This window comes from Sorangiineae bacterium MSr11367, from assembly GCA_037157805.1.
Lineage (GTDB): Bacteria > Myxococcota_A > Polyangia > Polyangiales > Polyangiaceae > Pendulispora > Pendulispora rubella.
The window spans coordinates 11223132-11235220 of record CP089983.1 but is presented as its reverse complement, the minus strand read 5'-3'; the positions used below and the strand labels follow the sequence as shown (position 1 = coordinate 11235220).

General features: G+C 61.7%; 11 protein-coding genes. 3 read left to right on the top strand and 8 right to left on the bottom strand.

Going from position 1 to position 12089, the window contains the following annotated elements; genetic code table 11:
- Positions 1–7 precede the first annotated feature (7 nt).
- From LVJ94_43585 to LVJ94_43565, 5 genes are all read right to left on the bottom strand, one after another.
- Entirely contained in the window at positions 8–781 is a 774-nt protein-coding gene (locus LVJ94_43585) for an SDR family oxidoreductase (protein ID WXB03776.1), read from the bottom strand.
- Between the two features lie 17 nt (positions 782–798).
- Positions 799–2106, bottom strand: a complete 1308-nt coding sequence (gene hisD, locus LVJ94_43580) for a histidinol dehydrogenase (protein ID WXB03775.1) — start codon at positions 2104–2106, stop codon at positions 799–801.
- A gap of 33 nt (positions 2107–2139) precedes the next feature.
- Positions 2140–2865 carry an FCD domain-containing protein gene (locus LVJ94_43575; protein ID WXB03774.1) on the bottom strand — a complete coding sequence of 242 codons (726 nt, stop codon included), beginning with the start codon at positions 2863–2865 and terminating at the stop codon, positions 2140–2142.
- 73 nt (positions 2866–2938) lie between these two features.
- Positions 2939–3874, bottom strand: a complete 936-nt coding sequence (locus LVJ94_43570; GenBank protein ID WXB03773.1) for a VOC family protein — start codon at positions 3872–3874, stop codon at positions 2939–2941.
- Positions 3871–4761, bottom strand: a complete 891-nt coding sequence (locus LVJ94_43565) for a fumarylacetoacetate hydrolase family protein (protein ID WXB03772.1) — start codon at positions 4759–4761, stop codon at positions 3871–3873. The genes LVJ94_43570 and LVJ94_43565 overlap by 4 nt, the downstream gene beginning before the upstream one ends.
- A gap of 314 nt (positions 4762–5075) precedes the next feature.
- Between LVJ94_43565 and LVJ94_43560 the strand changes: the two genes are divergently transcribed.
- Positions 5076–6683: a bifunctional 3-(3-hydroxy-phenyl)propionate/3-hydroxycinnamic acid hydroxylase gene (locus LVJ94_43560; protein ID WXB03771.1), complete on the top strand. Its 1608-nt coding sequence runs from the start codon at positions 5076–5078 to the stop codon at positions 6681–6683.
- Positions 6676–7548 (top strand): SMP-30/gluconolactonase/LRE family protein, encoded by an 873-nt coding sequence (locus LVJ94_43555; protein WXB03770.1) that lies wholly within the window; start codon positions 6676–6678, stop codon positions 7546–7548. The genes LVJ94_43560 and LVJ94_43555 overlap by 8 nt, the downstream gene beginning before the upstream one ends.
- 122 nt (positions 7549–7670) lie before the next feature.
- Here LVJ94_43555 and LVJ94_43550 read toward each other — a convergent pair whose 3' ends face one another.
- Positions 7671–8678 carry a hypothetical protein gene (locus LVJ94_43550; protein ID WXB03769.1) on the bottom strand — a complete coding sequence of 336 codons (1008 nt, stop codon included), beginning with the start codon at positions 8676–8678 and terminating at the stop codon, positions 7671–7673.
- A gap of 695 nt (positions 8679–9373) precedes the next feature.
- On the opposite strand from LVJ94_43550, the gene LVJ94_43545 reads away from it, so the two are divergent.
- Positions 9374–10231 (top strand): class I SAM-dependent methyltransferase, encoded by an 858-nt coding sequence (locus LVJ94_43545; protein WXB03768.1) that lies wholly within the window; start codon positions 9374–9376, stop codon positions 10229–10231.
- A 111-nt stretch (positions 10232–10342) separates the two neighbouring features.
- Here the strand turns inward: LVJ94_43545 and LVJ94_43540 are convergent, their stop codons facing one another.
- Both LVJ94_43540 and LVJ94_43535 read right to left on the bottom strand, forming a co-directional pair.
- A complete protein-coding gene (locus tag LVJ94_43540) occupies positions 10343–10978 on the bottom strand; it encodes a hypothetical protein (protein WXB03767.1) in 636 nt (211 codons plus the stop codon).
- 252 nt (positions 10979–11230) lie between these two features.
- A complete protein-coding gene (locus LVJ94_43535) occupies positions 11231–12055 on the bottom strand; it encodes a sigma-70 family RNA polymerase sigma factor (protein WXB03766.1) in 825 nt (274 codons plus the stop codon).
- Positions 12056–12089 lie beyond the last annotated feature (34 nt).

Sequence of the window (12089 nt, the reverse complement as noted above, 5' to 3'; positions counted from 1 at the left end):
GCGTGCTCTATTCTGCCGTCCATCCGCCGTCGACGAGAAGCGCGGAGCCGGTCATCAACGCTGATGCGTCGGAGGCGAGAAAGACGGCGGCGCCCATCAGATCTTCGACCGTGCCGAGTCGTCCCAGTTTGATCTTGGATAGGGTATTTTCCCTGAATGCGTCATCTACCAAAAAGGGGCGCGTCATCGAGGTTTCGATGAACGTCGGGCACAACGTATTGACGCGAATGCCATATGGTCCGAGCTCGATGGCCATGGCGCGCGAAAAGCCTTCGACGGCCCATTTCGAAGCACAATAGAGCGAGCGATTGGCTGCGCCGACGTGGCCCATTTGCGACGACATATTGATGATCGAGCCCGGCCGTTTCATCTCGATGAGCTTGCGCGAAACGGCTTGTGCCGCGAAAAACGCCGCACGCACATTGAGGGACATGGTGGCGTCGAAGTCGTCGAGCGGCACCTCGACGAAAGGCTTTGGCCGATTGAGGCCCGCGTTGTTGAAGAAAATGTCGTAGGGCGCGGCGGACGCGATGGTGTTTTGGAACGCCGGTACGTCGGTCACGTCGGCCGTGAGCGCCGATGCCGCCCATCCGCGGCTTCGTAGAGCGCGGGTTGCGCGCTCGATCTCCTCGGCACTTCGTGCACAGAGCGTGACATCGGCCCCTGCTTCGGCGAATGCCGATGCGACCGCGAGACCGATGCCGCGTCCAGCGCCAGTGACGAGTGCCCGGCGTCCGTCGAGTCGGAAGGATGGAGTTGTCGGGAGATCGAGCGCGCGCATGGGAGGATACTCCGATCTCACTCGGCCGCAGTGCCGTAGGGAATGGGCTTTTTTCCGTAACGCCGCACCCGGATATTGGCCTGCTCGGCGTGGCCGACGAAGCCCTCGAGCATGCACAGTCGCGAGCAATATTCCCCGACGCGCGCGGACGCTTCGTCGGTGAGCACGCGCTGATAGGTGCACGTCTTGAGGAATTTGCCGACCCACAAGCCGCCGGTGTAGCGGGCCGATTTCATCGTGGGCAGCGTGTGGTTGGTGCCAATGACTTTGTCGCCGTAAGCAACATTGGTGCGCGGGCCCAGAAAGAGCGCACCGTAATTGGTCATGTGCTGAAGGAAGTAGTCCGGGTCGCGCGTCATGACTTGCACGTGCTCGGAGGCGATGCGGTCAGCCTCTCGAACCATCTCTTCCAGGGTGTCGCAGACGATGACCTCGCCGTAGTCGGCCCAGGATTTGGCCGCGATATCGGCCGTCGGAAGAACGGTGAGCAACCGTTCGATCTCCGCCATCGTGGAGCGCGCGAGCTTCTCCGACGTCGTCAAGAGAATCGCGGGGCTGTTCGGCCCGTGTTCGGCTTGGCCGAGCAGGTCGGTCGCACAGATTTCCCCGTCGACGCTATCGTCGGCGATGACGAGCGTCTCCGTTGGCCCCGCGAAGAGATCGATGCCGACTCGCCCGAAAAGCTGCCGCTTGGCTTCGGCGACGAAAGCATTACCCGGCCCGACGAGCATATCGACCGGCGCGATGCTCTTCGTGCCGATGGCCATCGCGCCAATCGCCTGCACGCCGCCAAAGCAGTAAATCTCATCGGCGCCCGCGAGGTGTTGCGCCGCGACGATCGCCGGCGCAGGTTTGCCGTGATAGGGCGGCGCGCAGGTAACGACCCGCGGCACACCGGCCACCTTGGCCGTGATCACCGACATATGCGCGGACGCAAGAAGGGGATACTTGCCGCCGGGGACGTAGCAGCCGACAGAACTCACGGGAATGTTCTTGTGCCCGAGCACGACGCCGGGTTGCGTCTCCACCTCGAGATCGCGCATGGCTGCACGCTGGTGCTGCGCGAAATTGCGCACTTGCTCTTGGGCATAACCGATATCGTCGAGATCGCGCGCCGACAATTGCGACATGCATTCGCGGATTTCGGCCGCCGTCAATCGGTAGTCGTCACGGTCCCAATGGTCGAATTTTACGGATAATTCGCGCACCGCTTCGTCTCCGCGCGCTTCGATGTCCGAGAGGATCCCTTCGACGGTGTTGCGGACTTTGGTGGCATCTTCCGCGCGCAATGCGGCGTCGCGGCCTCGTTTCAAATACTTGGCCATGATAGCTCCTTCGATTTTGGTGATAAAATTTGCTTATTCGATTTCGTGTCGAGTCGCGTTGTCGTCAGTGAGATCGAGCCCTTGGAGAATGAGCCGCGTCGTGGTCTCGAAATGAATCTCGATGAGGCGGCGCGCCTGCGCGACGTCGCGGGCGAGGGCAGCCTTCACCATTTCATGGTGCTCGGCATTCACGTCGCGAGGTTCCGTGCGCAGAGGTACCGACAACCGGCGGTACCGCTCCGATTGTGCGTAAAGTATGGCGCGCATACGCAATAGCCAGCGATTGGTGCACCCGGATACCAACGCCGCATGAAATTCCTGGTGGGCAGTTGACCATTGGTCGTCGAGTCGTGACGTGTCCTCCGGATCGCGTTCCGGCAGATGCCGCAGGCGGTGCAACGTCGCGAGCAAGGCGCTTTCCCAGCGCAGATCTCCATTCCGGATGGAATCGGCCATGCACAGGGCCTCGAGCTCCACGCGGGCCCGAGTCAGATCGACCAGCTCGTCACGGGATACCGGCGCAACGGAGTAGCCCTTCTGGGGTTCTGCAACGACCAGGCCGTCGCCCGTGAGCCGAGACAAGGCTTCGCGCACGGAGCCGAGGCTGAAATCGTAGCGCTCGCACAACTCGGCGATCTTGAGCTTGGCTCCCGGCTTGACACGGCAACTCAGAATATCGTTTCGAATCAGGGTGAAAGCGTGATCCGCCTGGGTCGCTCGCCGGTGCTCATGATCCGTCCTGTTCGTCGCACGCTGCATACGGTACGCAAGAGCGGGCGGCGAAGCGATAGTTCCGAAGTTGCTCGCGAGGTTTCCTGGCATGACGTTTACGTCATCGGAGTTCGTAGTTGACGTCGAAATCCTTCGGTGGTTTCGGCCCCCAAAGGTAAAAGCCATCGTCCGGATGATGATCGCCGGCGGGCCAATCGACGCCCGCGGGAACGTAATCGATATCGAACGAGTATTCGGCATAACTGTTCCAGGGATCGCGAACATAGTGGAAATAGTTGGACCCGAGCACGTGCCGTCCGAGGCCCCATCCGTCGTTGCCGTAACCAGCATCTGCCATTTGCATGGCACCGAGCCCCACCTCTTGGACCGAGCCGACGTCCCACGAGGAGTGGTGGAGCCCCGGCCCCTTTCTCTGCACGAATGCGATCATATGGTGATCGCTCCCGTGCGGCCCATGAAGGAACGCAACGTCGCCTGATTTATCGGAAAGACGCAAGCCGAGCGTCTTGCAATAGAAGTCGATGGTGTGCGCGATGTCGTTGACGAAAAGCAGAATATGCGCGAGCCGCCTCGGCTGCACGAGCGGGGCTTTGCTGCGCAGCGGAGCGGCGGCCGTTCCTGGCGGTGTCGGCGTGTGGCTTGCGGCGGGGGCCGACTTCGCGTCGGGCGATGACTTGTCCGCCACGATCACTTCAAGTTGCAACCCATCGGGATCTTTGAATCGAATGGCATTTTGGTCCCGTGCAAGGTCGGGAACGGCAAGTGCTGCCACTCGATCGTAGAGCCCTTCCATATCCTCGCGGTAGGCGCCGAAGGCTACGAATTGGAGAGATTTCGTCGGCGCAGGGCGCACGGTGACCCACGTATGATCGCGGCCGAAGGTCCGTAGATCGATGCCGCCGCCGTTCGACCGAACGTCGAACCCGAAGGCTTCGAAAAAGCGGCGCGCCTCTCCGATGTCCGGAACGACCATACCGAAGTGATCCAGCGAGTGGACGCCCAGCACGGAGCGGCTCGCCACAGGCTTTTGGCTCACGACCGCGTTCCTGGTTGGCCACCGAGGGCGCGCTGATCGGCAATCGGATTGACAAGTAGCCCAACGCCTTCGATATCCACTTCGCAGACGTCTCCCGGTTTCATCCAGAGTGGCGGTTTACGAGCCGCTCCGATTCCGGCCGGTGTTCCGGTGACGATGACGTCGCCCGGCTGGAGTGTGCATACCTCACTGAGCAGCGACACCAAGGTCGCAACGTCGAAGATCAGATCATCGATCGAAGCTTGCTGCACCACGTTTCCATTGAGCCGGGTGGTCAAACGCAAACCGCGGCACCCCGGGGGCAATTCATCGGCCGAAACGAACAGAGGGCCGAATGCACCGGTTTCGTCGAAATTCTTTCCGGCTGTCCACTGCGGGGTTCGATGCTGGTAGTCTCGGATGCTCCCATCGTTGAATGGCGAATACCCAGCCACGTGAGACAGCGCATCCTCGCGGGAAATGTTCCGCCCGCCGCGCCCGATGATCGCCGCGAGCTCCCCTTCGAAGTCGAGCTGTTCCGATACCACGGGCCGAACGATCGGCGCGCCATGACCGATCAAGCTCGAGGTGAATCGCCCGAAGAACGTGGGATAATCCGGAACGGCATATCCGCTTTCCGCACTGTGATCGGCATAATTGAGCCCGATGCAGATAATCTTTCCGGGATTGGCAATGGGCGGAAGGTAGTCGCAGCGTGCCAGGTCGATTTCGGGGCTACTGCGCAACCGTTCGGCAGCCGTCTTTAGCGCGCCGTCTCCGCGGGCCAGAATCGTTGCAAGGTCACCGGGAAAGCCCCCGTCGTGCACGCGCAATCCGCGGGCACGGCCGTCCTGGCTCAAAATAACGAGTCCCTCACCACGTTCGTCTTTGAATCGAGCTAGTCGCATCGTTCACGCTCCTGTTGACTGTGTGATGGGGTCCTCGTGGGCGTGCGACCAGTTAAAATATATTTCTTTTGATCCGATGTGTCTATCCAACACATGCTTGGAGCCCGAATATGCGTCGCAGTAATAATCAATATTCGTATGAAGTTCATTGACGCCGAACCCCTTGACGGGCCGTGAATCGACATAAAATATATTTTCCGAAGGCCGCACGGCGAGCCGGGAAGACTGGCCCTATCGGGTGCCTGTTGGGCGTGTGCGTGCAGGTTGTGAAACCGACAGGTCGAAAAAGCGAACACAAGGAAAGAGAGCGATCAATGTCAGCTGTCGTCTTGGATTGTGATGTGGTCGTCGTCGGGCTTGGACCTTCTGGTCTGATGGTCGCTGCGCATTTGGCGAGGCGAGGTGTTCGCGTCATCGCCATCGAGAGACACGAGGCGCTCTACGGACTGCCGCGCGCGGGGCACGTCGATCACGAGATTGTGCGCTTCTTACAGGAAGTGGGAGTCGAAGATAAGTTTCTAGCCGACGCGTATCCGATACAGAGTTACCACTGGTACAATGGACAAGGGCAGCGGCTGCTCGAAATGAATTGGGGCGGCGTATCCGACTCGGGCTGCAATACGGATTACATGATGTATCAACCCGTGCTCGAGGATGCGCTGGTTACGGCGCTCGATCGCGCGAAGCTCCCGCCGCGTCAACTTCGCGGCCACCAAGTGAACGAGGTCACCCAAGACGCGGACGGCGTGACGGTGAAGGCGCAGCGCACTCGACCCGACGGCAAGGGAGGTTTCACTCTCGGAGACGAGATCGTGACGGTGCGCGGTAAGTGGCTGCTCGCCGCCGATGGCGCTCGGAGCAGCATCCGCGAGCGGCTCGGAATCGAGCGTCACGATCTCGGATTCAACGAGCCGGCTCTCGTCGTGGACGCGCGCGTCAAGCGCCCGCTCCCGCTGAACGACCCTTTCCACGTGTGCGATCCAAAGCGGCCCGCGTTCATCGGCCCGCTCGGAAAGCGGCACCATCGCTTCGAATTGCACATTCTTCCCGGTGAAGATCCGGCGGAATTCAGCCGGCCTGAAAAGGCATGGGAGCTTCTCGCCAAGCAGAACATCGGGCCGGACGATGTGGAGATCGTTCGTCAGCTCGTTTATGTCTTCGAGGCACGGGTCGCCAAGCAATGGCGGGATAATCGGATATTGCTCCTTGGCGATGCAGCCCACACCATGCCGCCCTTCATGGGGCAAGGTGCGTGCTCTGGAATGCGCGATAGCGTGAACGTCGCGTGGAAGCTCGAGATGGTGCTTCGGGGGATCGCACCCGACACGCTTCTCGACAGCTACCAAACGGAGCGCGAGCCGCACACCCGGACATGGATCGATATTTCGATACAGACGGGCGAAGTCTTGTGCACGCGCGATTTGGAGCAGGCTGCAAAGCGTGACGCTTTGCTCTTGAGCGGGCAGGCTCCGCCGGTACCGGAGTTCCCTGGTCTGACGTCGGGAATTCTCGATTTCGGCCCCAAGGGCGAGCGCGTCGCGCCCGTCGGTTCATTGTTTCCGCAGCGCGCGATCGTGCGCGATGGGCAAAGTGGCTTCTTCGACGACATCGCGGGCCGAGGCTTCCTCGTGGTCACCGTCGACCCCGAAGTTGCCGCGAAGGTCGGCCAGCCGGCGCGAGAATTTCTCCAGCGCATCGACCGAGGTGTCGTGACCATTTCGCGCACGCCTGCCCCGGGCGCGCTCGTCGATCTCGACGGCTTCTACGCGGATTGGTTCGCCAAGCACGGTGTGGTGGCGGTCATCGTCAGGCCCGACTATTACGTTTACGGTGTCGCGCGAAACGCTGACGCGGTCGATGCGCTGGTCGCACGATTGCAAGCGGCGTTGACCGGCGTCGCGCCGGAGGCTTCCCGTGGGTGAAACATCCTTGGGGCGGAGCCTTCTGTCGGGTCTTTCGTATCCCGAATCTCCCCGCTGGCGCGACGGGCTCCTTTGGATATCCGATGTTCACAACTTCAGGCTAAAAGCCTTCGATTCCGCTGGCGCTCTGCGCTTCGACCTTCCCGTTCCCGAGCGGCCCGCGGGGCTCGGGTTCCTGCCGGATGGCCAATTGCTCATCGCCACGGCGCTCGGCCGCCGCGTGTATCTGGTGACTGGCATCGGCGGCGAAGGCCCTACGGGAGCACTGCAATTGGTGGAGGATCTGTCGGCTCATACGCGCGGCCTGCTCAACGACATGGTCGTCGATCGGGCGGGGCGCGCGTATGTCGGCGATACGGGGTTCAACCTCGGTGCGGGGGAGGCCCATCGTCCGGGGCAAATCTTCTTGGTCGAGCAAGGGCGCACCGCGCGCTGCGTCGTGGACGACATCGACTTTCCCAATGGTATGGCGCTCACCCCCGACGGGGGCACGCTTTACGTGGCCGAAACGTTCGCCCACCAGATCTCTGCGTTCACCGTGCGCGCCGACGGCAGCCTCTCTCAGCGAAAGATGCATGCGCGGGTCGTGGGAACGCCCGACGGTATTTGCCTCGACGCCGAAGGTGCCCTCTGGGTTGCCACCCTCAAGAGAGGCGAATTTCAGCGGATCGCCGCGAACGGCCGCCTGCTCGAGCACATCGACGTAACGCCGGCACACAGCGTGGCGTGTGCCCTCGGCGGCCCCGATCGCACCGCGCTGTATCTATGTTTCGCCACGGTCGAGGACGACGGCCAAGGCGGCTTCCGGCGCCAAGGCTTCGTCCGTTGCTTGCCCGCATCCGTCGCGGGGGCCGGGCTCCCATGAGACTGTGACGGGCAGTCGTCGCACTGGTGGAGTGACCAATTCTTGCGTGTCCGTTCGCGACACGCTCGGCTGTATCCGCGATGTTCATGAAGGCGGAGGCATCGCGCCGAGGCTTCCGCGAATCAAGGCGAGGATTTCGTGCGATCTGCCATGTAGATGTTCAGCGCGCGGGTGCCCTGGGCATCTCTCGAAGAGAGGAAATACAATCGGCACCCATCCGGGGATAGCCATCCTGGCCGGTCCAACTCGGATTTGTCATTCAACTCGACGACCTCCTCTCGCGTCACGAAAGGCTCGGCGGTGGTCGTTCGATGAGCCCTCCAGATGTTCGCATTGGGCCAATCGGAGGGCCCTTCCTCGCGCGAGAAATAGAGCTCGAGGCCGTCGGCACTCAACACGGGGGTGACCTCCGTATCGTCGGTGAGATTGACCTCCTCCGGTGGTCCGAACGAGCTCGGGGCGCTCAAATGGTCATTCAGAATCCGTGAACGACGCAGGGTGGCCACTTTCGTCGTACCATGGACGTACCAGAGCTCTTTTCCAGCGTCCGGCAGGGTGTAAAGAAAAGGGTCGATGTTGTACCCGGGGTCTTCGTTGATGAGAGCAGGGAGCCGCTGCGGAGGCCCGAAGGGCTGCGAACTCGCATCGCGCCTCGCGTAAAAGAGTTGCTCCTGGATGTCCGTGCCCCCGTCCCTGGCAGCGAAAACAATCATGGTCTCTTCGCGGTCGAGCGTGGGATGGCGCTGGAGGTACGTTCCGTTGATGGGTGGGGCGAGTGGTTGGGCCTCCCCGAAATTCTCCTGAGGGGTATCGCGCGTGGCCATCATGAGCTTCCAATTGTATGGACTTCCCCCGCCATCGGGCAGCGGGGGATCCGGATCCCAGCCGAAATAGATACGCCTCTCGTCCGCGGAAAGGGAAATACCCTGCCGGTCCGCCTTGATGTTGCCCTTGTCGGCGAAGAGCGGCGGCGAGATGACCGTGAACGGTGCAGTGACGTCGCACCGCACCGCCCTTCCATCGAATGGCGCGTCCGCACCACCATCCACGGTGCCATGGTCCAACGATAGATCGTCGAAACCCCAAATGGTTGCGCAGGCCGCGGCGCCCAACGAAACAACGAGGGACATTCCAGCAACGACTCGATGATGGGGGCGAGAAAGCATTGCCTCCCTTCTATCATGGGTGAGGGAGACGAACGGTCATGTGGCTTGCCCCGCAACAATCGGAAAATGAAAAAAAAAGCACTGATCGAAGGTCTCGGTAGCCGTCTTCAAATAGTGATATGTCGGTTCGGTGAACTGGCTATTCGTTGGCAAATAGTCGTTCATCGCATGGCGGTTCTTGCGATGATGGATACGAAGAAAGGGGAGTTGACGACGGCAAAGCTCGAGTTGACACGCCTCACCGGCCGCGGTCCGGTCGACGTCTATTGGTCGTGACCAGCCCGCCTTGCTCGAATCATCCACGTGCCACCACGTCGGGGGAAAGAGCCCCCACCCGCTGGCCAATCGACGGCGCCGCTTCCCCGTACGCAGAGCTCGCCTTGCTCCCATGATCGCCTCAGGTCCATTTCCCACGGGATCGGCCAGACGGGCCCGCTAATCGCGGAGAAAGCGCGTCGCGGAAATCTTTTGCTGCGCCACGCAATCCCCGTTGAGGTGGCACGTTGCCGCTCGTATCCTGCGCCCACTTGACGAAAATGTGCGTGAGGGACCCAAAATAGAACGCGGGGCAGTGAACGGAAACGTTGGTCCCGCACCCATTGTTCTAATGAACGGTGCCCGAAACCCCTCCGATGTAACCCAGAAAGGAAAAGGGGGCAATGCGTCTCAATGAGGCCGTGAAGCGGGGCGTGTATGCGCAGAAGCTTCTCCTTACGAACCTCGGCGTCCTGCGATTTAGCCATTCGAGCCGGTTCGAGCTGGCCAAGAAGCTGGCAGCGACCCTCGGTGGTAAGCGCTTGCTTGACTATGGCTGCGGGGACGGCACCTTCCTCGGCAGCAACGTGGGGTCGTTCGAGCGCGGCGTGGGCGTGGAAATCGACCACCTCCTCGTGAACGAAAACGCTCAGCGCTTCTCCGCCGAGCCGACGATCGGATTCCAACATACCAGCGACATCGTCAAGGAGCCCAACGAGAGCTTCGATACGATCTTCTGCATGGAGGTGCTGGAGCACATTGCGCCGGAGAATCTCGACGGCATCCTCTCACTGTTGCATCGTCTGCTTGCCAAAGATGGAACCCTGGTGGTGAGTGTGCCCATCGAAGTAGGCCCCAGCATCTTGGCCAAGCAGGCGTACCGCGCGTATGCGGGACGCAACATCGTCGACTACCAGCATCGCGAACGGTACACCGTGCGAGAAATGGTGAAGTCGGTACTCGCGCGTGCCACGACGACGCTCGATCGGCCCGTTTATCGCGTGGAGTTCTCCGACGGCTCGCCCAATGTCCATTGCGGTCACAAGGGATTCAACTGGCGCGCATTGCGTGAGCGACTCGCTCAGCGTCTCGAGGTGCGCGAAACGCAATTTAGCCCTCTGCCGTACGTTGGTTCACTGATCAACAGCCAGGCGTGGTTCCTGTGTTCCCGCCGGCCGGGTGACGAAGCCCAGGTGCAACCGCGCCGCACGGGCTCGGACACTCCGTCGTACGAAGAGCGTCAAAAGACCTCGCTGCAATAGATCGCGCTTTCCCGGTGCGTGTTCACGGGGGGGAATCGCGAGGTTCCCTCCTTGATGCGCTCATGTCAAAACGAAGAATGCCGTGAAGCTCTAACTTGAAATCTTGGACGATTAGCGCAGGTTGGGGCTGATTCCGGGCATGCCTTCCGACGCCGAGACTCGAAGGGACGCGGTGCGCGGCTTCTGCGTGGCGACGCGGGTCTCGGGGGCTGCGGCCGAAGTGGCATTGGGCGACGGATTGTACAAAGTCGAGAGCGTCTGGTGCTCACGGTTCGAAGCCACCTTGCTCGCGTTCGCTGTGGCCACGACCGGCGCCACGAACACGGGCTTGTAGTTGGGCGAGGGCTCGTAGGCCGTCGAGGCGGACGTTTCGTTGAGCGCCAACGCAGCCTGCTTGTTCTCGACGTGGGCGGGCGCCGTCGCCCCGGGAACCGCAACGACCACGGGCCGCTCGTTGGGTGACGGGTTGTAGAACGTGGCGGACGTGATGCTCGTCGTCGACACCACGGGAGCGGCCTTGGCCGACTGCGCCGCGTGCACGGACGCAACGGTGCGCACCGGGCTACCGACGACGCCGGTCACCGAGACCGGAGGCTGAACGGCCAGCGGACGCGAGTTCGGGGTCGGCTGGTAAATGCTGGACGGATCGACACCGGCGGCGGGCGACTCCGCGCGGGCCTCCGAAGCGTACCCAACGAGGCCAACAGCAAATGCACCAACCAGCGAGGCAAGACGAATCGAGTTCATGATCGTATCTCCGTGTTTTCTAAACTGTTCGTTCAGTTTCTGATGAATGAAAATCTAAACTGCACGTTTAGTTTTTCAAGGCCCACCCACTTCACATCTCGTTCAAGTAGGCAGCGCGCCCGATGAACGTGACCGATGTGAATCGACGAGCCTCATGCCCCTGAGTACCGACGGCACCCGGGGCGGGTTTCGGGGTGTCTCGAAAACAGCGCGCATCGTGTGGGTGCTGCTCCGCTTACACGCTTGGCAAGGTCATCGTGCGCGCAACAACTCCACGACGCTCGCCCCCATGCGGCTTCTCACGAAGGCGGCGACGCTATCGTATTCCGATGGGGACAATGCCAGCCGGCGGCACAGTTCCTTGCGCACGTCGGCCGTGAGCGTCTTTCGCGCTTCGGCAAGCCAGCGCGCAATCGTGGCCCGGCCGACCTCGTAAAGATTCGCGAGCCGCTCCAGAGAAACTCCGTCGACCAGATGCAGCGACAGCAGCGCGCGATCGCGCTCGGTGAGGCCATCGAGTGCGATCTGCAGTGCGACCCCCAATTCTCGTTTGCACTGCGCTTTGGCGTATTCGCAGTCCGGCTGCTCGGGGGACGATGGCCCGTGTTGGCTTGCATCGAGCGCCTCGTGGGGTGCCTTGGCTGCGCGGCGGCAATTGAGGGCAACGCGGGCCGCCGCGGTACGGATCCACGTGGCGAGCGAGGAGCGCCCTTGGTATTGAGCGAGCTTCGGCGCGCGCCTTTCTACGCCGATCAAAAGCTTTTCACGCAGGACCTGGATGACCTCGTCCACGAAGTCCGGGTCGCGGCCAACGCGGGCGATCACCGGACGCGCGACACTTCGTAAAAGCGCGTCGAATGCTGCCACGGCAGCTGTGAGCCCTCGCAGGCAGGCGCACGCAAGGTACAAATCGGCGGCGTGCTCGTCTTTCGCGAATACCTCGCGCTCGACGAGGTATCTTTCGTAGTCGGCAGCGGCGACGGAAAAGTTTGGCCAAGACACCCCTGCCACGTCCAGGTGATGTTGCACGCGCGTAAACGTCGCCTTGGGCCCCTCCGCGTTCGTCGTGGTTTGCATCTCTGCGCCCACCGAGTGAAGTTCCTTTTCGCAA

Excerpts from the sequence above, each read along its gene's own strand:
- LVJ94_43585 (WXB03776.1), bottom strand. The coding sequence starts at position 781 with ATGCGCGCGCTCGATCTCCCGACAACTCCATCCTTCCGACTCGACGGA.
- hisD (WXB03775.1), bottom strand. The coding sequence starts at position 2,106 with ATGGCCAAGTATTTGAAACGAGGCCGCGACGCCGCATTGCGCGCGGAA.
- LVJ94_43575 (WXB03774.1), bottom strand. The coding sequence starts at position 2,865 with ATGCAGCGTGCGACGAACAGGACGGATCATGAGCACCGGCGAGCGACC.
- LVJ94_43565 (WXB03772.1), bottom strand. The coding sequence starts at position 4,761 with ATGCGACTAGCTCGATTCAAAGACGAACGTGGTGAGGGACTCGTTATT.
- LVJ94_43560 (WXB03771.1), top strand. The coding sequence starts at position 5,076 with ATGTCAGCTGTCGTCTTGGATTGTGATGTGGTCGTCGTCGGGCTTGGA.
- LVJ94_43550 (WXB03769.1), bottom strand. The coding sequence starts at position 8,678 with ATGTCCCTCGTTGTTTCGTTGGGCGCCGCGGCCTGCGCAACCATTTGG.
- LVJ94_43545 (WXB03768.1), top strand. The coding sequence starts at position 9,374 with ATGCGTCTCAATGAGGCCGTGAAGCGGGGCGTGTATGCGCAGAAGCTT.
- LVJ94_43540 (WXB03767.1), bottom strand. The coding sequence starts at position 10,978 with ATGAACTCGATTCGTCTTGCCTCGCTGGTTGGTGCATTTGCTGTTGGC.
- LVJ94_43535 (WXB03766.1), bottom strand. The coding sequence starts at position 12,055 with ATGCAAACCACGACGAACGCGGAGGGGCCCAAGGCGACGTTTACGCGC.